22 protein-coding genes are annotated in these 20,360 nt (G+C 51.0%); 6 read left to right on the plus strand and 16 right to left on the minus strand.

The window, feature by feature from the left end; translation table 11 throughout:
* Positions 1-62: 62 nt before the first annotated feature.
* From ACW73I_RS19765 to ACW73I_RS19785, 5 genes are read right to left on the minus strand one after another with little or no spacing between them, the layout of a single operon-like run.
* Positions 63-269 (minus strand): formate dehydrogenase subunit delta, encoded by a 207-nt coding sequence (locus ACW73I_RS19765; protein ID WP_458031191.1) that lies wholly within the window; start codon positions 267-269, stop codon positions 63-65.
* 2 nt (positions 270-271) lie between these two features.
* Complete coding sequence (gene fdhD / locus ACW73I_RS19770; protein WP_458031192.1) at positions 272-1,108, minus strand: formate dehydrogenase accessory sulfurtransferase FdhD; 837 nt, start codon at positions 1,106-1,108, stop codon at positions 272-274.
* Between the two features lie 15 nt (positions 1,109-1,123).
* Entirely contained in the window at positions 1,124-3,976 is a 2,853-nt protein-coding gene (gene fdhF / locus ACW73I_RS19775; protein ID WP_458031193.1) for a formate dehydrogenase subunit alpha, read from the minus strand.
* A 20-nt stretch (positions 3,977-3,996) separates the two neighbouring features.
* Positions 3,997-5,541: a formate dehydrogenase beta subunit gene (locus tag ACW73I_RS19780; RefSeq protein WP_458031195.1), complete on the minus strand. Its 1,545-nt coding sequence runs from the start codon at positions 5,539-5,541 to the stop codon at positions 3,997-3,999.
* Positions 5,541-6,017 (minus strand): formate dehydrogenase subunit gamma, encoded by a 477-nt coding sequence (locus ACW73I_RS19785; RefSeq protein WP_458031197.1) that lies wholly within the window; start codon positions 6,015-6,017, stop codon positions 5,541-5,543. The genes ACW73I_RS19780 and ACW73I_RS19785 overlap by 1 nt, the downstream gene beginning before the upstream one ends.
* 237 nt (positions 6,018-6,254) lie before the next feature.
* Here ACW73I_RS19785 and ACW73I_RS19790 point away from each other — a divergent pair, with 237 nt between their 5' ends.
* Positions 6,255-6,443: a (2Fe-2S)-binding protein gene (locus tag ACW73I_RS19790; RefSeq protein WP_458031198.1), complete on the plus strand. Its 189-nt coding sequence runs from the start codon at positions 6,255-6,257 to the stop codon at positions 6,441-6,443.
* Between the two features lie 127 nt (positions 6,444-6,570).
* Here the strand turns inward: ACW73I_RS19790 and ACW73I_RS19795 are convergent, their stop codons facing one another.
* Genes ACW73I_RS19795 through ACW73I_RS19815 form a run of 5 tightly spaced genes read right to left on the minus strand, consistent with a single transcriptional unit; the run spans position 6,571 to position 9,007 of the window.
* Positions 6,571-7,542 (minus strand): peptidylprolyl isomerase, encoded by a 972-nt coding sequence (locus ACW73I_RS19795; protein WP_458031200.1) that lies wholly within the window; start codon positions 7,540-7,542, stop codon positions 6,571-6,573.
* A 4-nt stretch (positions 7,543-7,546) separates the two neighbouring features.
* Positions 7,547-7,819 carry a BolA family protein gene (locus tag ACW73I_RS19800; RefSeq protein ID WP_458031201.1) on the minus strand — a complete coding sequence of 91 codons (273 nt, stop codon included), beginning with the start codon at positions 7,817-7,819 and terminating at the stop codon, positions 7,547-7,549.
* A complete protein-coding gene (locus tag ACW73I_RS19805; protein ID WP_458031203.1) occupies positions 7,816-8,118 on the minus strand; it encodes a YciI family protein in 303 nt (100 codons plus the stop codon). The genes ACW73I_RS19800 and ACW73I_RS19805 overlap by 4 nt, the downstream gene beginning before the upstream one ends.
* Complete coding sequence (locus tag ACW73I_RS19810) at positions 8,118-8,660, minus strand: septation protein A (protein WP_458031205.1); 543 nt, start codon at positions 8,658-8,660, stop codon at positions 8,118-8,120. The genes ACW73I_RS19805 and ACW73I_RS19810 overlap by 1 nt, the downstream gene beginning before the upstream one ends.
* Positions 8,661-8,689: 29 nt before the next feature.
* On the minus strand, positions 8,690-9,007 hold the full coding sequence (locus ACW73I_RS19815; protein ID WP_458031207.1) for a hypothetical protein: 318 nt from the start codon (positions 9,005-9,007) through the stop codon (positions 8,690-8,692).
* 118 nt (positions 9,008-9,125) lie between these two features.
* Here ACW73I_RS19815 and ACW73I_RS19820 point away from each other — a divergent pair, with 118 nt between their 5' ends.
* The 4 genes from ACW73I_RS19820 to ACW73I_RS19835 are packed head-to-tail and all read left to right on the plus strand — an operon-like array spanning position 9,126 to position 12,798.
* Positions 9,126-9,413, plus strand: a complete 288-nt coding sequence (locus tag ACW73I_RS19820; RefSeq protein ID WP_458031208.1) for a DUF1244 domain-containing protein — start codon at positions 9,126-9,128, stop codon at positions 9,411-9,413.
* Entirely contained in the window at positions 9,410-10,168 is a 759-nt protein-coding gene (locus ACW73I_RS19825) for a methyltransferase domain-containing protein (RefSeq protein ID WP_458031209.1), read from the plus strand. Before ACW73I_RS19820 ends, ACW73I_RS19825 begins: the two co-directional genes overlap by 4 nt.
* A gap of 44 nt (positions 10,169-10,212) precedes the next feature.
* Positions 10,213-11,892: an SPOR domain-containing protein gene (locus ACW73I_RS19830; RefSeq protein WP_458031210.1), complete on the plus strand. Its 1,680-nt coding sequence runs from the start codon at positions 10,213-10,215 to the stop codon at positions 11,890-11,892.
* A 12-nt stretch (positions 11,893-11,904) separates the two neighbouring features.
* Positions 11,905-12,798, plus strand: a complete 894-nt coding sequence (locus ACW73I_RS19835) for a 5'-nucleotidase (protein ID WP_458031212.1) — start codon at positions 11,905-11,907, stop codon at positions 12,796-12,798.
* Here the strand turns inward: ACW73I_RS19835 and ACW73I_RS19840 are convergent.
* A complete protein-coding gene (locus ACW73I_RS19840; RefSeq protein WP_458031214.1) occupies positions 12,782-14,287 on the minus strand; it encodes a hypothetical protein in 1,506 nt (501 codons plus the stop codon). The two genes, ACW73I_RS19835 and ACW73I_RS19840, sit on opposite strands and share 17 nt — an antisense overlap.
* Positions 14,288-14,414: 127 nt before the next feature.
* Between ACW73I_RS19840 and lnt the strand changes: the two genes are divergently transcribed.
* Positions 14,415-15,932: an apolipoprotein N-acyltransferase gene (lnt, locus tag ACW73I_RS19845; protein ID WP_458031216.1), complete on the plus strand. Its 1,518-nt coding sequence runs from the start codon at positions 14,415-14,417 to the stop codon at positions 15,930-15,932.
* 39 nt (positions 15,933-15,971) lie between these two features.
* Here the strand turns inward: lnt and ACW73I_RS19850 are convergent, their stop codons facing one another.
* The 5 genes from ACW73I_RS19850 to ACW73I_RS19870 form a co-directional block, all read right to left on the minus strand.
* Positions 15,972-16,337: an Hpt domain-containing protein gene (locus ACW73I_RS19850; RefSeq protein ID WP_458031218.1), complete on the minus strand. Its 366-nt coding sequence runs from the start codon at positions 16,335-16,337 to the stop codon at positions 15,972-15,974.
* A gap of 900 nt (positions 16,338-17,237) precedes the next feature.
* The gene (locus tag ACW73I_RS19855) at positions 17,238-18,545 is read right to left on the minus strand and encodes a TRZ/ATZ family hydrolase (RefSeq protein ID WP_458031219.1); all 1,308 of its coding nucleotides are present in this window, start codon (positions 18,543-18,545) and stop codon (positions 17,238-17,240) included.
* Positions 18,546-18,776: 231 nt separating this feature from the next.
* Entirely contained in the window at positions 18,777-18,968 is a 192-nt protein-coding gene (locus tag ACW73I_RS19860; protein WP_458031220.1) for a hypothetical protein, read from the minus strand.
* 250 nt (positions 18,969-19,218) lie between these two features.
* On the minus strand, positions 19,219-19,812 hold the full coding sequence (locus ACW73I_RS19865; protein WP_458031221.1) for a nitroreductase family protein: 594 nt from the start codon (positions 19,810-19,812) through the stop codon (positions 19,219-19,221).
* A 209-nt stretch (positions 19,813-20,021) separates the two neighbouring features.
* On the minus strand, positions 20,022-20,246 hold the full coding sequence (locus ACW73I_RS19870) for a hypothetical protein (RefSeq protein ID WP_458031222.1): 225 nt from the start codon (positions 20,244-20,246) through the stop codon (positions 20,022-20,024).
* Positions 20,247-20,360 lie beyond the last annotated feature (114 nt).

Genomic DNA, 20,360 nt, shown 5'->3' on the forward strand with positions numbered 1-20,360 from the left:
CTTCGCGGTTTTGAAATCGCGACGAGGCGTCGCTCCCACAGGTCTGTGAAAAAAGTAAATCCTTACAGTTTTTTAACCGCTTCGGCGACGATGTCCATCAATTCGTTGCCGCCGTTGTCGACGTAGTCGGTAATTTGTTTGCGCATGCGCGGTTCCCAAAAGTTCTTGATGTGTTGCTCGACACCGTGTATCGCGACTTCTCTGTCCGGCTCGGATTTGAAAAAAGAGCCGATGTTGTTCGCCATTTTGATTAAATTGCTGTTGTCCATGTTTATGCGACCGATTCTTGAATATGTTGTAAACGATGAGGATGGGTATAAATCGTGTGATTTTCGTTGCGGGCGAAACCGATTAGGGTCAAGCCGCAATCGCCGGCTAATTGTATCGCCAGCCCGGTCGGGGCCGAGATCGCCGCCAATAGGGTAATACCGACGCTGGCGGCCTTTTGCACCATTTCGTAGCTGGCGCGGCTAGTCACCAACAGCCAGCCTTTGTCGAAATCGCAGCCGGCTTTGGACAGTGCGCCTATCAATTTGTCCAAGGCATTGTGGCGGCCGACGTCTTCGCGGACCGCAATCAAACCGCGTTCCGGGTCCAGCCAGCCGGCAGCGTGTACCGCGCCGGTCATTTGGTTTAGGGTTTGTTTGCCGGGCATTTCCTGCATGGCTTGGCAGAGTTTATCCGCGTCCAAGGGCAAACCGGCGCCGACCGGCGGCGGGCGCCGAATGGCTTGTTCCAGCGTGCTGGCTCCGCAGAGCCCGCAGCCGGTACGGCCCGTCATGTTGCGGCCCTTGCCCTGCATGGCCTCGCGGCGAACTTCGGGAATGGTCATGCGCACTTCGACGCCTTTGGAGCGTTGCACGACCCGCACCGCTTGCAGTTCGGCCGGATGAGCGATGATGCCTTCGGTCAGGCTGAAACCTAGCGCGAAATCCTCCAGGTTCAGCGGCGTGACCAACATCACCACATGCGGTTGAGTGTTGTAGACCAATACCACCGGCACTTCCTCGGCGACGATGTCCTCTTTGTGCTGGTGGGTCGGGCCGCGCCAGACATCGAATGTGCCTCTTCGATAACTGCTCCAGCCCAACTCACTGATGGCATCCATAGCTGATTTTGCGGTTTACTCGCTGGCGGCGATGCGGTTTTCCAGCAATGCCAATTGGTCTTCCGAGAAGTCTCGGTATTGTTTTTGCCATTCCGAAGGTTGCGCGACTTTTTCCACGCGTACCGCCGTCACCTTATATTCAGGGCAGTTGGTCGCCCAATCCGAGTTGTCGGTGGTGATGACATTGGCGCCCGAATGCGGGAAGTGGAAAGTGGTGTAAACCACGCCAGGCTGCATTCTGTCGGTGATGACCGCATGCATGACGGTTTCGCCGGTGCGGCTCTTGATCCCGACCCAGTCGCCGTCGGCGATGCCCAAAACTTCGGCATCGTGCGGATGGATTTCCAGGCGGTCTTCGTCGTGCCATGCGACGTTATCGGTACGCCGGGTTTGGGCGCCGACGTTGTATTGCGACAATATGCGCCCCGTCGTCAAGATCAGCGGGAACTTGCTGTTGGTGCGTTCCTCGGTCGGTACGTATTCGGTCAGCATGAAACGGCCTTTGCCGCGCACGAAGTGGTCGGCGTGCATGATAGGCGTGCCGTCGGGCGCTTCGTCGTTGCAAGGCCATTGAATGCTGCCCATCGCATCGATTTTTTCGTAGCTGACGCCGGCAAATTGCGGGGTCAGACTGGCGATTTCGGCCATAATCTCCGAGGGATGACTGTAGTTCATCGGATAACCCAAGGCATTGGCCAAGTCTTGTGTGACTTCCCAGTCTTCTTTGCCCGCCAGCGGGGTCATGACTTTGCGCACCGGCGAAATACGACGTTCCGCGTTGGTGAAGGTACCGTTTTTCTCCAGGAACGACGAGCCCGGCAGGAACACGTGGGCGAATTTGGCGGTTTCGTTCAGGAAAATGTCTTGTACGATCAAGCATTCCAAAGAGCGCAGGGCGTGATGTACGTGCTGGGTATCCGGATCGGATTGGGCGATGTCTTCGCCTTGTACGTACAAGCCTTTGAAACTGCCGTCGATAGACGCGGCGAACATGTTCGGAATCCGCAGGCCTGGCTCGGCTGATAAGGACACTCCCCAGGCCGCTTCGAATTGCTCGCGGGTAGCGGTGTCGGAAACGTGGCGGTAGCCGACGAATTCGTGCGGGAACGAGCCCATGTCGCAAGAGCCTTGCACGTTGTTTTGGCCGCGTAATGGATTAACACCGACGCCTTCACGGCCGATGTTGCCGGTGGCCATGGCTAGGTTGGCGATGCCGATCACGGTGGTCGAGCCTTGGCTGTGCTCGGTGACGCCCAAGCCGTAGTAGATCGCGCCGTTGCCGCCGGTGGCGTACAGGCGGGCCGCCGCGCGCATGGTTTCGGGGTCTATGCCGGTGATTTCGGCAACCGCTTCGGGCGCATATTGCGGTTGGGAAACGAATTCCTTCCATTTGATGTAGGATTCGACGTCGCAGCGTTCGGTGGCGAATTGGTCGTCGGCCAGGCCTTCGGTGACGATGACGTGGGCCAAGGAGGTGACCACGGCGACGTTGGTACCGGGGCGCAGTTTTAGATGGTAATCGGCTTTGACGTGCGGGCTGTTGCGCACCAAGTCGATGCTGCGCGGGTCGATCACGATCAGTTTGGCGCCTTGACGTAAACGGCGTTTCATCATCGAACCGAATACCGGGTGGCCGTCGGTCGGGTTGGCGCCGATTACCAAGATGACGTCGGAATGCATCACGGAATCGAAGGTTTGGGTGCCGGACGATTCGCCGAAGGTGTTTTTCAAGCCGTAGCCGGTCGGCGAATGGCAAACCCGGGCGCAGGTGTCGACGTTGTTGTTGCCGAAGCCGGCGCGGATCAGTTTTTGTACCAGATAGGTTTCTTCGTTGGTGCAGCGCGACGAGGTAATGCCGCCTACCGCGTCTCTGCCGTAGTTGGCTTGTATGCCTTTCAGTTTGTCCGCCGCGAATTGGATGGCTTCTTCCCAGCTGACTTCGCGCCACGGTTCGCTGATTTTGTCGCGTATCATCGGCGTGGTGATGCGGTCTTTATGGGTGGCATAGCCGAAGGCGAACCGGCCTTTGACGCAGGAGTGGCCGTGGTTGGCCTTGCCGTTTTTGTCCGGCACCATGCGCACCAGTTGCTCGCCTTTCATGTCGGCCTTGAACGAACAGCCGACGCCGCAGTAAGCGCAGGTCGTGATGATGCTGTGTTCGGGTTGGCCGTGATCGATCACGGACTTTTCCATCAGCGTCGCGGTCGGGCAGGCTTGTACGCAAGCGCCGCAAGAGACGCATTCGGAATCCATGAACGGCTGGTTTTGGCTGGGAGAGACCTTGGATTCGAAGCCGCGGCCGTCTATCGTTAACGCGAAGGTGCCTTGGGTTTCTTCGCAGGCGCGTACGCAACGCGAACAGACGATGCATTTGGACGGATCGAAGGTGAAATAGGGGTTGCTGGTGTCTTTTGCCGAGCTCAGATGGTTATCGCCGTCGAAACCGTAGCGCACTTCGCGCAGGCCGACCGCACCGACAGTATCTTGCAGCTCGCAGTCGCCATTGGCCGCACAGGTCAAGCAATCCAGCGGATGGTCGGAGATGTAGAGTTCGGCGATGCCGCGGCGGATATTGGCCAGCTTTTCGTTCTGGGTGCAGACTTTCATGCCGGCCCCGACCGGGGTGGTGCAGGAAGCGGGATAGCCGCGGGCGCCTTCGATTTGCACCAGGCACATGCGGCAGGAACCGAACGGCTCCAGGCTGTCGGTGGCGCATAATTTAGGTATCGTGATGCCGGCTTCGGCGGCGGCGCGCATCACCGAGGTTCCGGCGGCGACAGTGACTTTTTGACCGTCGATTTCCAGCGTGACTTGATCGTTGGACGCGCTAGCAGGCGTGCCGTAATCGATTTCTGAATTCGTAGACATAATGCTCTCCTGGTGATCGATCAGGCTTTGGTTGCAGGCAGACCAAAGTCTTCAGGGAAATGATTCAGCGCACTCAACACCGGATAAGGTGTCATGCCGCCCATTGCACACAAGGAACCGTACATCATGGTGTCGCACAAATCCCTAAGTAGTACTGTATTGTTATCTTTTTGGACATCGTTGACGATGCGGTCTATCACTTCAACGCCGCGCGTTGAGCCGATGCGGCAGGGTGTGCATTTGCCGCAGGATTCTTCGACGCAAAATTCCATTGCATAACGGGCCATGCCGGCCATGTCGACGCTGTCGTCGTGAACGACGATGCCGCCGTGTCCCAAAACGGCCGAGATCGCCGCAAAGGCTTCGTAATCCAGCGGGGTGTCGAATTGGCCTTCGTGCAGGTAGGCGCCCAGAGGGCCTCCGACTTGTACCGCGCGTATCGGCCGGCCGCTGGCCGAGCCGCCGCCGTAGTCGTAAAGGATTTCACGCAAGGTCATGCCGAATGCGGCTTCGAACAAGCCGGGGTGTTTAATGTTGCCGGCCAATTGCAAGGGTAGGGTGCCTCGCGAACGGCCCATGCCGTAATTTTTGTAGTATTCGCCGCCTTTGTCCAGGATGATGGGAACCGAGGCCAATGAAATGACGTTGTTGACGATGGTGGGTTTGCCGAACAAACCGACGATGGCCGGGAGCGGCGGCTTGAAGCGGACCAAGCCGCGTTTGCCTTCCAAACTTTCCAACAGCGAGGTTTCTTCGCCGCAAATATAAGCGCCGGCGCCGCTGCGTACCTCCAGATGGAAGGTTTTGCCGCTGCCTTGGATGTTTTCGCCTAAGTAACCGTTTTTGTAGGCGGCTTCTATGGCTTGATTCAATGCGATTTTGGCGTGCGGGTATTCGATGCGCAGATAGATGTAGCCTTGGGTCGCGCCGACGGCCAGGCCGGCGATGGTCATGCCTTCTATCAGTACGAACGGGTCGCCTTCCATGATCATACGGTCGGAGAAGGTGCCGGAATCGCCTTCGTCGGCGTTGCAGACGATGTATTTTTGCTCGGCCGGCGCGTTCAATACGGTGTTCCACTTGATGCCGGTCGGGAAAGCGGCGCCGCCGCGGCCGCGCAGTCCGGATTCGGTGACTTGCTTGACGATGTCGGCCGGTTGCAGGGCGATTGCATTTTTCAGGCCGCGATAGCCGTCGTGTGCGATGTAATCGTCCAGGCTGACCGGATCGGTCAGGCCGACGCGGGCGAAGGTGAGGCGGTTTTGGTTTTTGAAATAGGGCAGGTCTTCGATATTGCCGAGATATAGCGGATGTTCTTTGCCTTCCAGAAAGCCGGCTTCCAATAATGAGGCGATATTTTCCGCTTGCACCGGGCCGTAAGCGACGCGGCCTTGCGCGGTTTCGACTTCGACCAGGGGCTCCAGCCAAAATAAACCGCGCGAGCCGTTGCGCACGACCTGAACGTCCGGATTTTTGCTGCTTACCAGTTCTTGCAATTTTTTTGCGACTTGCTCGGCGCCCAAGGACAGCGCGGTCGAATCGCGGGAGATAAATACGCGGGTCATTATTTAGTACCTTTGCATGCGGCAATTAATTGATCGAATTTTTCCGGTGTCACGCGGCCGTAAACTTCATCATCTATAGTGATGTTGGGCGAACAGGCGCAGTTACCTAGGCAATAGACCGGCTCTAAAGAAAAATGTTCATCGGCGGTTGTTTCGTGAAAATCGATGCCTAAGGTTTGTTTGGCGTGAGTTTCCAATGCCTTGCTTTGCATCGCTTGGCAGGATTCGGCGCGGCAAATGCGAATCGTGTGCTTGCCCGGCCGCGTCATGCGGAAATAGTGATAAAAACTGATGACCCCGTGTACTTCAGCCTTGGAGAGATTTAAGGTCTTGGCGATATCTTCGACCGCTTCAGGCGGTATATAGCCCAGCGTATCCTGTATGCCGTGAAGGATAGGGAGCAAATTGCCCGGCATCGTTTGATGGACTTGCAGTATGTCAAGCACTATGGATTGTTGGCTTCGGTAGTCTTGCATCGTGTACTCTTCTAAATAATGAGTTATTTAGTCGGCTATTTAATCACGAACAAATGCGCTTTTGCAATGAAAGGCGCCAGCGCAATCCCGTGTATTTCCTAATCTTTACGTGGTTATTTAACGGCTTACGAATTCGGGCTCGAAATAGTAAACAATAAATTTAGTTGAGGCTTTACTTTTAAATGATAATTGTTATCATTAATCGCATGTGTGGATTGAACTCTTTTGAGGTTAGTTATGTACGTGTGTGTGTGTAAAGCTGTTACCGATCGTCATATTGTTCAGGCAATCGATCAGGGCGCAAATACCCGCAGGCAGGTGATGCAATGCACTGGGGCGGGCGGCGTGTGCGGTAAGTGTTCGCAAAGCTTGAAAAGCCTGGTCGATGAGCAAATAGTTCGGCAAGGTTGTTTACAGCCGGCGTGACAAGTTTGATTTTTAAAATCACGGCGTTGTACAGTGCGTGCCACTCACTGTATTAGAACTTAAGTGAAATTGGTTACGAGGCGGTGGGTAAAAGAAGCAGGATGGCGAAGCCATCCTGCTTAATTATTTATTCGGTTGGGGTGGTTTCTTCGGCTTCGCCGGAGGCTGGTTCTGGAGTAGGACTTTGCTCTTCTGCGGTATCTTTCGATTCGCTTTCTGATTGATGTTCGTCCGTAGGCTCTTTGGCGGCCGGAGTGGCGGATGGTTTCGGCTCAGGCGGCAACAAGATTTCGACTTTGGCGCTATTGCGTAAATTTTCAATCATCGTTTGGGCTTTTTGGCGTTGCAGCATCGGACGAAGCTGATCTTTAACAGCGTCAAACGGCGGCGGGGTTAGCGTTCTGGAGTCTTCCCTCAAAATTACATGCCAGCCGAACTGGGTTTGTACGGGCTCCTTGCTGAATTTGCCATTCTCCAACGCGATTACAGCTTCCGAAAAGGGGGGAACCATGCGGTCGGCGGTAAACCAACCCAAGTCGCCGCCTTCGGAGCCGGCAGGGTCGATAGAGTGTTTTTGTGCCAAAGCTTGGAAGTCGCCGCCTTTTTCCAGTTCAGCAATAATCGTTTTGGCTTCGTCTTCAGTTTTGACTAATATGTGGCGCGCTTTGTATTCTTCGCCCATGTTGGCCATTTTAGATTCGTATTCAGCCTTGATTTCGTCGTCGGTGACCGGATTGGCTTTAAGATAATCCTGTAAAGCTGCTTGCGAAAGCAATGAATTTCTAACGGTTTCCAAACGCTCGATAACTTCCGGGCTTTTATCCAGTCCTTTTTTTAGGGCTTCCTGAATTAGTAATTCACGCTGAACCAATTCCTCTATTAATTGCTCTTTTGGAAAGTTTTGGCCGTGGCTGCGTTCGGCGATTTCTTTTTCTAATGTTTCCAGCGTTTTTTTACTGATAAAGACTCCATTAACCGAAGCGACCGCATCTTCCTTGCTTACGGCGGTTGTAGCACTAGTGCCGGGTGCTCCGGATTTTTCGCAGCCGGATATAAAGGCAACCCCGGCCAGCATTAATGGAATGATTTTTAAGTTCATTAGTTTAATTTCCTTTGTTGTTTTCAGTGGGGGATAAAGCATTGATACTTAACGCGTGAATTTCCTGTTTCATCATGTTGCCCAACGCTTGGTAAACCAATTGGTGTCTTTGCACGAGCGATTTACCTTCGAACAACTCGGAAACGATGGTGACATCGTAATGTCCGCCCCCCGTGTTACCGGCATGTCCGGCGTGAGCGGCGCTATTGTCGACTATTTCGATTAATTCAGGTTTAAGAACTTCTTCTAATTTTTGTTTAATTATATTCGCGGTCATTGTGGAAATACCTGTTTAAACGGTTTCACTGTAACATGGGCGTAGACACCGGCCGCAACATACGGATCCGCATCCGCCCATTGCTGAGCGGCCTCCAGGCTGGCGAATTCGGCGACGATAAGGCTGCCACTGAAACCGGCCTGACCGGGATTTTCAGTGTCTATTGCCGGATGAGGGCCTGCTAATACCAGTTTTCCTTGATCTTGTAAAACTTGTAGCCTTTTTAAATGCGCGGGTCGAGCTGTTAGGCGTTTTTGCAGACTGTCGGCAATGTCTTCGCCGATAATGGCGTATAACATTATTCGTTCGCCTCCGATTCCGGAACGTACTTATACAAAAATATAACCTGGATGACGATAAAAATTGCCATTAAACCGGGTACGCCAAAGGTTTTGAAATCGACCCAATCATCGGTATTGAAGTTGTACATTACGTAAAGATTTAAAAAACCGACGGTAAGGAAAAATAATGCCCAGCTCAGATTTAACCGTTTCCAAATCTTGGAAGGAAGCTCCATATTGGCCCCCATCATGCGCTCTATAAAGGTTTTCGAACCGATGAATTGGCTAGCCAGTAAAGCGCCGCCGAACAGCCATTCGATAATCGATAGCTTCCATTTGATGAACTGTTCGTCCTGTAAATAAAGCGTGGCCCCACCCATGACTAAAATCAACCCTAATGTGATCCATTGCATGGTTTCTACTTTGCGATACATCAACCAATAAGCGCCGATTTGCACGACGGTGGCGACGATGACAACGGCTGTGGCGACGTAGATGTCATATTGTTTGTAAGCAACAAAAAATAGAATGATAGGGAAGAATTCTAAAAGGGGTTTCATCGAAATTAACTTACGAAGTGATTGAGTAATTAAGCGTAATAATCAACGCGGACAATGATATTTTCTAGTTGGGTCTGTTGGGAAGCATTTCGAATTTGATTGTATGCTTGTAACGCTTGATTGACCCGTCTATCACCTTCCTGAATAAAATGATTTTCTTTTGACAGCCCGGTTTGGCTGATGGCGGCTTGAATCTGTTCGGGCGTAGAGGGGTTCGATTCTTGCTTATTGTTATTTTGTTCATTAGCGGTCGGGAGCGTGATGGACTGATTGCTAATACCAGCCGAGTACGGACGAGCAAACCCGATCGTTTGAGCTGCTAATGACGTATTCCGGCTAGTAATCACAAGGCACTGTTGTTTGCATTCGAAATTGTTTTTATTGTAGAGACTTTACCGGTAAATGTACATGTGGCTGATGCCATAGCTGATAGAATGCCGTATTTATATGAATCGGAGTGAGAGTATGCATGACGAAAACACTGAATTAGAAGCCGCGACTTTTAGACGCTTTGTGGCGCATTTGCAGGAACATACCGAAGTTCAAAACATCGAGCTGATGATCCTGGCCAATTTTTGCCGCAATTGTCTAGCGAAATGGTATGTAGAGGCGGCTGAACAGAGGGGCGCAACCGTCAGTTACGAGCAAGCCAGGGAAATCGTATACGGCATGCCCTACAGCGAATGGAAGCAACGTTACCAAACAGAAGCCACGGCCGAACAGTTAGCGGCTTATGAAGCCAAACAAAAATGAAAAACCGAGCAACGCCGACCGCCAGTCTTGATGACGCGCTGTTTGCCGGCATCATCGGCGAAGAATATCAAGTCCTAAAGAAAATTTGCCCACTGGCCGCGGAAATGAGCCGATTGGTCGGAAAAGAAGTCGCCGCTTGCCGCCCGAATTTTTCCGTTATGCCCCGTTTGGTGGAATTAGGTGGCGGTACCGGCATCACGACCTTGTCGATATTGTCGGCTTGCGAGGACGTAACGGTGTTGAGTGTCGACAACGAACCGACCATGCAGAAACAGGCGGAGCAAAGTCTGCGCGATTGGGTTGAGCGGGGGCGGTTGTCCTTTTCGGCCGACGATGCGCTCGCCGCTTTACGCGGTTTGGCCGACGAAAGCGTCAATATCGTGGCGTCGGCATACACCTTGCATAATTTCGAACAGGCATATCGAAAACGGGTTGTCGGCGAAATATACAGGGTGTTGGTGCCCGGCGGACGCTTCATTAACGGAGACCGCTATGCATTGGACGACGTTCAGCTGCATACGCGAAATACCCAGCAAGAAGTGGCCGGCTATTTCGAAGTCCTGAAACGAATGGATCGATTGGATTTATTGGAACAATGGGTACTCCATGTGATCGGCGACGAGGCCGAGAACCGTATTATGCGGGAGTCGGCCGCATTGTCGCAGCTGTCGGATGCCGGTTTTCACGATGTTCGATTAACTGAGCGCAGGAAAGGCAATGCGTTAGTGACGGCCGTTAAAGCGGTAGCCGTTTGAGTGTTCAACAGGGGTGGCGATACAAGTCAACATAGGTGCGTGGCATGGCCGAGTCAAAAAATCAGAAAAAAAAGCAGAAATCGGAAAGTTTTGCGGACGATTTGGATTCGATGCTGAATCTGGACGCGACGTCCGAGCAGCAGGTCGAGTTAATTGACGACGATGATGCAATCGACCGTTTATTGATGGTTGATGCATTCGAAGAACCAAACGACGACGAAACAGAGTCCGGCGACATAAGCGAACTGTTGGATGAAGACGCCGATAAGATTGATAAGTCTATGATTGATCTAGACGAATTCGGCGATGACTCCGACTATTTTATTCCGGACTTTCAATTGAAGACCGATACTAACAAATCGGACAGTGGCGAAGAGCAGACTTTTTCCGACGAATCGGAATTCGAAATCCATGCGGAACCGGCGGAATCGAATGAAGTTGAAGCGCTTGACGAGTTTGATCAATTTGCCGATGAAGCTCCTGCAATGCCCGGTTTAACAACGGAATCCGAATCGGTCGATCATAAGGAGCTTGAAAGCATGACTGAAATCGATGAGTTTGAGATTGCTGATAATGAGCCGATTGGTACCGAACATACGGATTTTTTGATAGCCGACTTTGATATTTCGGCCGACGGCGATGATATGCCGCACGAACACCAGATAAACCCAAGTCAGTCCGAAATTGCGGAACTAGACGAAGAAGCCCGGTCCGAATCAAACGATGAATCCGGCGACGATGGTTCAGTTACTCAATCGAGTGATTTGGCACCTGACGATTCGGACGAAATCGCACGCCGCAGTGACGACGGCGATTCAGATATCGATGTTGGCGGTAAAGCGGTTGAACTTGATGATCCAGCCGCCCGATTCAATGAAAAACTCGCGGAGGTATATGCCGGGCTTGACGGGTTAGCCAAGCAACAAACACATCTTGAGCAGGAGATTCAGCAGAAAGGCAATCAAGACAATTTAATCGAATGCCTGGAAAGACTCGATTTCCTAAAGACCGAACAACAGAAAGTCAAGCGTAATGTCGATGGCCTGCTTAATCAAAGACCGGTATCCGCCTATTTGGCGATCGGTATCGCAATTATCGCGCTAATCGTAGGAGGGGGCTTAGGTTTTCAAGGTTATATCGCCAAACGTCAATTGGCGGAAGTTGCCGAATTTATCGGCAAGATGCGGGAACAAATCAATGCGGCGCCGGTTGCCGAAGTCGCCGAAAAGGAATTACTGCGCAAACGACTCGATGAGTTGGCGACTGCCAATAGCGCCACCGCAAATCAGGTCGCCGAGCTTATAAAGTCCATTCAAGGCGATGGCGACAATGCGGGCGGAGGGGTCATGCAGCAGCTCAAGACGCTGAACGACCGGAATAAGGAGATGGGCGCTGTCTTAAGTGCTTTGCAAAATAAGGTCACCTCATTGGACAAAGGAAAAAGTGCTGACAGAGCCAAAGCGGCCGTAAACAAGCGAGCGATTCCGCAGCAGGCGTGGGTAGTCAACTTAGTGGCGTATAAACAAGATTGGTATGCAAGCCGTAAAGCTGAAGAATTCGGTGCCAAGGGCATTCCCGCTAAAGTCCAGAAAGTGATGTCGAAAGGTGAGCAATGGTATCGTTTGGTGGTTGATGGATTCGAGAGTCAGGGCGAAGCCTCTGCTTACGCCACTCGTGCAAAGAAAACGCTCAATTTAGATTCCGTCTGGGTCGCTAAAAAATAACTAGCTTGATATATGAGCGGTCAGAAGCTGGTGGTTGCCGTTTCATCCAGAGCCTTGTTCAATTTGGACGAATCGCACCGAGTTTTTGAAACGCAGGGTAAAGACGCCTACTGTAATTATCAGATAGAGCACGAAAACGAGGTGCTGGAGGCCGGACCGGGATTTCATTTGGTAAAAAAATTTTTGGATATTAATAAGGACTTTCCCGAATCGCCATTAGTTGAAATCATTTTACTATCGCAAAACAGCGCCGATACCGGTTTGAGGATTTTTAACTCCATTAATCATTATGGCTTATCAATCAGTCGGGCGGCGTTTACAAGTGGTATTTCGCCGTACGGTTACATTCCGGCTTTCGGGGCGCATTTGTTCTTGTCGGCAAACGGTGACGATGTAAAAAAAGCGCTGGCGGCGGGCTATGCGGCGGCGACCATCGTTTCAGGGGCTGTCGCCGAAGCTTCCGCTCAACTACGGATTGCTTTCGACGGCGACTCGGTTTTATTTTCCGATGAGTCGGAAAGAATTTATCAACAGCAGGGATTAGCCGCCTTTGCGGCCAACGAGCGTGACGAAGCCCATAAACCTTTAACCGGTGGGCCGTTAAAAGAGTTTTTGCATGCTTTGCATCGAATTCAGAGCCGTTATGAGCCTGAAGCGTCGCCGATACGTACCGCACTGGTTACGGCTCGGTCCGCGCCGGCGCATGAGCGTGTAGTCAGGACCTTGAGGACTTGGGGTGTTCGTATCGACGAGGCTCTGTTTTTGGGCGGATTGCCGAAGGGCGCTTTTCTAAAAGCGTTCGGGGCGGATATATTTTTCGACGACCAGAGAGGGCACTGCGAATCGGCTCAGATGTACCAAGTTGCGGCGGCACATGTGCCGCATGGCATTACGAATCAAAGTTGAATCTAAATCGCGCAAAAAAGGCGTTGCTTTCCAGGCAAGCGGTTAAATGCAGCGATTGCTCTGTCGTTAGCGGAATGTTGCTATCGACCTTGTATTTTCCGGGTGGTAGGAACACTTGCCTCTTATCGCTATCTTCGTCGACAACGATAGCCGTTTGGTTGCCGTTAGCGCTCTTAAAGCTGTATACGCTATAAACCCCGGTAATTTTTTCCATCAAAATATGGGTGACGTTGGAAATGCTCAATGCGTTTTGTTGGCGGATAATTGCAAACGTCGCCGGTTCCCGGTCTCTGTAGGACATGGCGACATCGCCGGTTGAGCAGTCGAACGCGCGGCCTTCCGCTATCAGATAACTGCTGTGGGAAATGGTTAAAACGTTTCCCGATTTGCTAATCGAATTTGTTTTGCTGAGGATCTGATTCATCTTTTCAAACGAATCTTTTTCATGTTCCAAAGGAATCAGTGCGAGGTTGAGTTTCGCCGGAGACGCGCTTTTGCCTTGGCCGCTAAGTTGCCGAATTTTCTGCAATTTATTTATCTCTTGTAGAAAGTTGGAAGCGGTACTGAATCCAAACAGGAATTTTGCGCGTAAAGTCTGGCCGGGAATGATCGAATCAAATATGGGTTGATAACCCAGTAAATGCAGAGCCAATCTCGTTTGGGTATTTCTATCGAGATTTGCAACAGAATCATCCGTTTGCAGTGCCAAGCCGATATCTTGCGCGTCGACCGCGAGAAAGCCGTTAGGCAATGCTCTTCTGGATTTGTGCGTTGGGCAAGGCGGAAGCTCGTCATTTAAATCCCAATAAAAACCGAAATCCAAGGTGTCAGGGGCAGGACTGATTGTTAAGCGATCAGCATATTCGGTTGCGAACTGAAAGACTTCGTTGATCTCGCTCGGCGCAAGTAAAGTCGGGCTCGAAATGCTAAATAGAAGATTGCGCTTGATGACGGCTTCAATAGTCGGCTGCTGTTTAAATTCGGTTAATTTTGTCGGCTGACTAGTTTGCAGCGCATTTTGCGCCGCCGCTAAGCTATATAGCAATGCCGATATTTTCCATAAAGTAGCCGACGGCTCTTCGTAAAACGAGCTGTAACAGCGCATGCAGTAGCCTATGCACTGCAAGGCATAATAAATAGCGGTCTGACGTTCCGACTCCATCAACGTGGGGTCTTCGACCAACTGAGAGAAAAGCAGACTTAATTGTCTGAGCAGTTGCATACTTAATTTGGCCGCTTTGCGGGACTTACCAGGCGCCAATTGCCCTGAAGCGGCGACTGCAATGCTGGTGGAAAAATGTAGAGTCAGTGGCGTTGCGCTGATTAATATCGGAAGCAATTCGGACGCTTGTTCTTCATCTTTAAGCTGTTTTAATAGCTGGCTCATTTGGTGCGCCGCCTGCAGTTGCGGCAATTCGCCTAAGGCGTCCAACCAGCTTGTCAGCCCATCTGCGCTTAGTTCGAACGGCAATAAATTCGAGTTTGTCATTATTCTTTTATCATTGTCATATTTTGCTGCAAGTCTAGTCGAATTTGCTTTGATTTTGAAAACCAAACATTTTGTTATTTGTGAAACCGCATAATAATGTGCCGTTTCTCTCAGCATGCATCGGATCATGATTCGAATACTTGAATGGAAACGGCCAATGCTGGCGCCGGTGTTTGGCGCCGTTCTGGCGTTGGCATTTGCACCATACGATTATAGTTATTTGGCCATAATTGCATTGATGTTTTTTTACCGTCTTTGTCATGCCCAATCGATTCGGCAAGCCGCATTCACCGGGTATCTTTTCGGTTTGGGGATGTTTGGCTGCGGAACTTGGTGGGTGTATGTGAGCATACATGAATTCGGTGGGGCGGGTTTCATGAGTTCCGGTATGCTGACAGTGTTGTTCGTGGCGCTATGGGCGATATTTCCCGCCGTCGCCGCCGCGTTAGCGTCTAGCATTTGTTCGAAAGTGGGGCCGATTTCCAGAATTACGATATTCGCTTGGCTTTGGGTATTAGTGGAATATGTCCGCGGTTATTGGATATTAAACGGATTTCCTTGGTTACAAATCGCCTATAGTCAATTGAATACGCCATTAGCCGGATTTGCTCCGCTTGCGGGGGTGTATGGGGTCGGTTTTTTGTTGAGTATGTCGGCGTCGACTCTGTACGAAACAGTGTTAAGACAATTGCCGCGTCTAGTCGGAATCCCGGTTTTACTGTCGGTTTGGCTTGGCGGCTGGTTGCTGAAGGATGTGCAGTGGACCCGTCCGATCGGCAATTCGATCAAGATTGCCTTGATGCAGGGTAATATCGATCAGAAAATAAAGTGGCAGCCGAATCAGCAATTGAAGACCTTGAATCTTTATCAGGAGCTGACAGAACGGCACTGGGACTCTGATGTCATCGTTTGGCCGGAAACCGCAATTCCTGCCTTTCTATCCGATGTTAAAACGTCCTTTCTGGAACCGTTGGCGAATAAAGCGCGTAATCACGGCGCCGATATCGTGGTGAGTTTACCAAGCAATGGTCAGGGCAAGGATTATTACAATAGCGTAATGACTTTGGGTAAGAATGAGGCCTTGTATCACAAGACCCATCTATTGCCGTTCGGCGAATATCTGCCTTTACAGCCTTTATCGGGCTGGATATTGGATCAGTTGCGGATTCCGTTGGGAAATTTCGCCGCCGGCAGGGCTGATCAGCCGCTATTGCGTGCCGGCGGCTATCCGGTTGTGACGACGATTTGCTATGAAGATGCGTTTGGTGAGTTGGTTATCCGCCAAGTGGAGCATGCCGCCTATTTGGTTAATGTCACGAACGATGCGTGGTTCGGTCATACCGCCGAACCCTACCAGCATATGCAGATGGCGCAAATGCGGGCATTGGAAACAGGGCGTTATATGGCTCGCGCAACCAACACAGGGTTGAGCGGGATTGTGCTGCCGAATGGCAAGATCAGGCATCAAGCACCTTTATACACAACCACAACATTGACCGGTGAAATCATTCCCATGACGGGTTTGACGCCGTATGCGCGCTACGGTGACAGGATGATATTTATCGGTTTAATTGTCTTCGTTGTCACGGTACTCGGTTTAGAATCGCGGATAAATGGTGGCGTTGATTCAATTAGTCCGGATTAATGTTCGACAAATCCATACCGACCAAACGGAAAACCCTGCTTAGGTCAGTGTTGCCAAACTTGAGAGCACTTCATTTAAGCTGTGTTTAAAGGACTGAAACTGCCGGATAATGTCATCGCCGGTACCGATGACGCAAGCCTGTTCCAATGCGGCCGCATCTTGATTCAGTTGAATGGCACCGATGTTGCCGGCGCTGCCCTTGATACCGTGCGCCAATGTTCTGACTTCATCGTATGCTTGTTGCTCTATAGAGGTCTGTATCGTCTCTGCGTAGGTTTGGTATTGCTGATAAAACAACAACAACATCCTTTTATAAAAAGGCCATTTTCCCAAGCAGCGTTTTAAGCCGCCGGCAATGTCTATGCCAGGCAATGATTCCGGTGGGCAGTCAATTTCATTTTTCATTATTGTTGTTTACCGATGTAACTGAAGTGATTACGATACCGCTTAAATTGGTGAATCTAATTCAAGTATAGATTATCGGAATATTTGATTTATCAGTTGGCTGGTTGATCGGCCTCAATCGAACGAAACTTATATTTCCTTGGTAATTGCAAAAGCGATTGCGCTCAGTGTTACCCAATTTAAAACCAACTGCATATCAATGGCTTAAGCTGCTGTTTATAAATTGATACTACCGGTTGATCCGAAAATCATTGACCGCTCTTAACTGGGCATGGGCATCCGGCCCATCCAAAGTCTCGCCGCTTACCTCGTTAATTTGCGTTGATGCCACTTACGCCAATAAGCGCTTCATGTCGCTAAAAAAGGCCATAGCGCTCCTTGACTTCCGGCGGTACCTTGGCTCGCAAACGGAAGTTTAGTCGATGATCTAAGGATATCGTCCAAAATAACTTCCCGATATGGCAATAGTCACTGGAGACGTACCGAGTGAGGATGTTGCAGCAAGGACGCGGCCGTCAAGCCCCCATGGAAGGGTTCACGGCGTTCCTCATTCGGTATGCATCAGGGTTCGCACCGGCAAAACGGGAAGTTGTTGTTGGCCAAATCCTAGCGTCCGCAGCGCGCCATCTTGCCGCGCTGCTTTCGAGATTGCATTTTGTGTTATGGGAGGTCAAGCCCTTGAGCGGCCCGATAGGGCCGAAGGCATTGAACGATACGGGCGCTTATCGTCGTAATGAGACGATTGACAGGTGTATCGACCTTTTTCTGGTGCGGAGGGTCAGCTGGATGTACAAATCGGCGCTGCCGGCGCACAGTTCTTAACACCACGGCTGCGCGCGTCAAACTGTCAAAGGTGTGAAAATAGAAAGTTCTTTCGCATTTTCTCGCAATCTTGCCCGATTAACCCAATCGTTTTTGCCATATCGCGGCACGCTGCCTAAGTTCAGCGAGATCAAGCGTTGTCAATTGACGCTTATTCAATAAACGTCTGCCTGCCACCCAAACGTCGGATATTTGATGCCGACTAGCCGCATAGACCACTTGCGCCAACGGGTTGAATACGGGTTGGGTTTCAACTTCGCTTAAATCGATAGCGACTATGTCTGCGGATTTGCCTACGCATAGTGAACCGATTTTGTCATCCAATCCTAGGGCCTTGGCACCGTTGATGGTAGCCATTTTCAAAGCCTGCATCGCCGGAACCGCGCTGGCGTTACCTGACACGCCTTTGGCCAGCAACGCAGCGATGCGCATTTCGGCTAACATGTCTTGGTCATTGTTGCTGGCCGCCCCATCGGTGCCGAGGGCTACATTGATGCCGGCATCAAGACAGGCGGCTACCGGACAAAAACCGCTGGCCAGCTTTAGATTCGATTCCGGGCAATGCACGATGTGAGCGCCGGTTTCAGCGTAAAATCGAATGTCCTCGTCGCTTAGTTGGGTCATATGAACTCCGATAAACGACGGCGTTATGAGCCCAAGGCCATACATACGCTCCAGCGGCGTCTGCCCGGTCTTTTGCCGTTGTTCGTTTACTTCATGGCTGGTTTCGTGCAAATGCATGTGTATGGTTAAGTCCAGCTCATCGGCAAAAGTTCCGACCTTTCTTAGAGGCTCGTCCGATACCGTGTAGGGCGCGTGAGGGGCGAAGGAAGTGGTAATCAGTCTTTCATGACGTAACTCTTCGTGTAATGCCAAACCTTTAGTCAAATAGGTATCGGCATTTTCGGCCCAAATGGTTGGAAAATCGAAGACTATCAAACCGATATTCGCGCGTATGCCGTGAATAGCAGCTTGCTGGGCTGCCACTTCGGGAAAGAAGTACATGTCGTTAAAGCAAGTGGTACCGCCGCGTATCATTTCCGCAATGGCCAAATCGGTGCCGTCGCGCACAAAGGCTTCGCTGACCCACTTCTGCTCGGCGGGCCAAATATGATTCTGCAGCCAGTCCATTAAGGGCAAATCGTCCGCAATACCGGACAATAAAGCCATGGCAGCGTGCGTATGGCAGTTGATCATGCCCGGAATAAGCACGTGTTGATCCAATATTTCCAAAGACTTCGCTTGGTATTTCTTTGACGCCTCCGTATTGTCCAGCAGGTCGATGATTTTGCCGTCGTCGATAACCAAACTGTAATTCTCGTGAATGACCGATTCCGGTTCGACGGGAATCACCCAGCGCGCTTGAATTAGAAGATCGGCCTCCATAGTGCCCCCCCTTTTGTGAAAGTCCGGATTTTACGCTAGATATCCCGGACTTACACATTGTTCGAGCTTTTTAAGCAGTGCCGACCGAACGATTTGATGGGAGGCTAATACCAGCACGAAGCAAGAAACGAATACCTCTGTGTATCCGATAGGGTCGGCATTTAGCCGTTTATGGACGGCAGAGTTTTCCCTCGACGGATATCCCTCAACCGGACGATATAGCCAACCTCGTCAAGTTTTATCCACTTTTTTCATTTTGCCGTCGTAATGGGTTGCAATTCTGATTAAAACGATGCCGCCGTAACTGATGGCCAAAAATAAGAAGGTGACAACGACGATTTCGACCGGAAAAACGCCGAATAAGAAAAACGCAAATAATAGACCTAAGAAGAATATTCTGTAGATTCTAGCCAATCTGTTCATGTTTACCGCCTAGACTGAAATCAGTCGGTTAATGACTATGGCTCTACTATAAAGCGGCATTAATTATTTACAATGGCGCGTATTTATAATTATTTGTTATTGTTATGGAAATAATCACAGGCTCGCATGGTGTCGCGATGAGTCCAAGTTTCGGTTCATGCCATGAACGGCGATGGATTCGTTTAGGTCGCTATATGCCGAAATCGGCAATAAAAACCGGCCAACGCCATTGCGATAATCGACGGCGAAATCATTTTCCCCAAGCGTCGAAATAAAAGCATTCGTTTAACGGTTTGCGGGAACGCTCGCCTAATTCAGTTTGCTTGAAATTCTCGTTCAGTTGTTCTACATCCGCCTGATGACCAATTGCTATCACAGACATCGGCATGCAGGCATCGGGAAGTTTAAAAACTTGGCGGCACCGTTCTGCGTCGAATCCGCCCATTTGATGGGTTGCCAAACCGAGCGCGGTGGCTTGCAAACATAAACTGACGCAGGCCGCTCCGGTATCGAAAGCGGCCCAGCGATTCGGTTTGTCGTTATGGCCAAAGTGATGCATGGCGACGCTTAGCATCAAGACAGGCGCGTTTTTTGCCCATAGCTGATTTTTTTCGCCTAGACAGTCCAGTAAATCGCTCCAGGCGGGTGCGTTCTGATTTTTGTCGCAAACCACAAAACGCCAGGGTTGGTCATTGAAACAGGAAGGCGCCCAGCGCGCCGCTTCCATGAGTGCGGTTAAGCTTTGTTCGTCTATGGGTTTGCACGGGTCGAACGAGCGGGGGCTCCAGCGGTTGCTGATTAAGTCGTGTATCGGGGTACTTGTGATTGCCGGTTTACTGTGCATGTTGATTTCCTGAGGCAGTTGCAAAAAACGGAAAAATTGACGATGGTTAAGGTAAGCGCCGATTCTCGGCCGCGGCTGAGTCGATGGAGCCCGTCGCACAAAAAGCATAGCCTAATGCGTCCGGCAGATTTCCGCTCTTGCGCAATGGCGAGCAACGATTACCGGCAAAAACAGCCCCCAGACGGATAGCGGGGGCTGTTGGGTGCCGATTATTCACAGTTGATCAGCATGCCGTGGTCTTTCTTGGGACCGCCCATACAGGAATCGATTCCGGCGCCGCCGTCGAGCGCATCGTCGCCGTTGCCGCCGCACATGGATATTTTGGATTGTGCCGTAGCCGGCGGTGGTTCGCAATTGATTTCGGCCGCGTCAACAACGGGCTGGGCGCCCAGTATCAAACCGAATGCGTAGTAAATGAATGAATTGTTTTTCATGTAAACCTCTAGTCGACATACTGTAAGTTTTTGAAATATTGAAAATGAATGTTTTTGGCTATGGCGCACCTCGCGATTGTTCTGAATAAGTTGTTTCTCGAAAATTGGGCCGGA

Source organism: Methylomonas sp. MgM2, assembly GCF_054172045.1.

What these genes read in the sequence shown, in the direction of transcription:
- ACW73I_RS19765 (WP_458031191.1), bottom strand. Translation starts at nt 269, where the DNA reads ATGGACAACAGCAATTTAATCAAAATGGCGAACAACATCGGCTCTTTT.
- fdhD (WP_458031192.1), bottom strand. Translation starts at nt 1,108, where the DNA reads ATGGATGCCATCAGTGAGTTGGGCTGGAGCAGTTATCGAAGAGGCACA.
- fdhF (WP_458031193.1), bottom strand. Translation starts at nt 3,976, where the DNA reads ATGTCTACGAATTCAGAAATCGATTACGGCACGCCTGCTAGCGCGTCC.
- ACW73I_RS19780 (WP_458031195.1), bottom strand. Translation starts at nt 5,541, where the DNA reads ATGACCCGCGTATTTATCTCCCGCGATTCGACCGCGCTGTCCTTGGGC.
- ACW73I_RS19785 (WP_458031197.1), bottom strand. Translation starts at nt 6,017, where the DNA reads ATGCAAGACTACCGAAGCCAACAATCCATAGTGCTTGACATACTGCAA.
- ACW73I_RS19790 (WP_458031198.1), top strand. Translation starts at nt 6,255, where the DNA reads ATGTACGTGTGTGTGTGTAAAGCTGTTACCGATCGTCATATTGTTCAG.
- ACW73I_RS19795 (WP_458031200.1), bottom strand. Translation starts at nt 7,542, where the DNA reads ATGAACTTAAAAATCATTCCATTAATGCTGGCCGGGGTTGCCTTTATA.
- ACW73I_RS19800 (WP_458031201.1), bottom strand. Translation starts at nt 7,819, where the DNA reads ATGACCGCGAATATAATTAAACAAAAATTAGAAGAAGTTCTTAAACCT.
- ACW73I_RS19805 (WP_458031203.1), bottom strand. Translation starts at nt 8,118, where the DNA reads ATGTTATACGCCATTATCGGCGAAGACATTGCCGACAGTCTGCAAAAA.
- ACW73I_RS19810 (WP_458031205.1), bottom strand. Translation starts at nt 8,660, where the DNA reads ATGAAACCCCTTTTAGAATTCTTCCCTATCATTCTATTTTTTGTTGCT.
- ACW73I_RS19820 (WP_458031208.1), top strand. Translation starts at nt 9,126, where the DNA reads ATGCATGACGAAAACACTGAATTAGAAGCCGCGACTTTTAGACGCTTT.
- ACW73I_RS19825 (WP_458031209.1), top strand. Translation starts at nt 9,410, where the DNA reads ATGAAAAACCGAGCAACGCCGACCGCCAGTCTTGATGACGCGCTGTTT.
- ACW73I_RS19830 (WP_458031210.1), top strand. Translation starts at nt 10,213, where the DNA reads ATGGCCGAGTCAAAAAATCAGAAAAAAAAGCAGAAATCGGAAAGTTTT.
- ACW73I_RS19835 (WP_458031212.1), top strand. Translation starts at nt 11,905, where the DNA reads ATGAGCGGTCAGAAGCTGGTGGTTGCCGTTTCATCCAGAGCCTTGTTC.
- ACW73I_RS19840 (WP_458031214.1), bottom strand. Translation starts at nt 14,287, where the DNA reads ATGACAAACTCGAATTTATTGCCGTTCGAACTAAGCGCAGATGGGCTG.
- lnt (WP_458031216.1), top strand. Translation starts at nt 14,415, where the DNA reads ATGATTCGAATACTTGAATGGAAACGGCCAATGCTGGCGCCGGTGTTT.
- ACW73I_RS19850 (WP_458031218.1), bottom strand. Translation starts at nt 16,337, where the DNA reads ATGAAAAATGAAATTGACTGCCCACCGGAATCATTGCCTGGCATAGAC.
- ACW73I_RS19855 (WP_458031219.1), bottom strand. Translation starts at nt 18,545, where the DNA reads ATGGAGGCCGATCTTCTAATTCAAGCGCGCTGGGTGATTCCCGTCGAA.
- ACW73I_RS19860 (WP_458031220.1), bottom strand. Translation starts at nt 18,968, where the DNA reads ATGAACAGATTGGCTAGAATCTACAGAATATTCTTCTTAGGTCTATTA.
- ACW73I_RS19865 (WP_458031221.1), bottom strand. Translation starts at nt 19,812, where the DNA reads ATGCACAGTAAACCGGCAATCACAAGTACCCCGATACACGACTTAATC.
- ACW73I_RS19870 (WP_458031222.1), bottom strand. Translation starts at nt 20,246, where the DNA reads ATGAAAAACAATTCATTCATTTACTACGCATTCGGTTTGATACTGGGC.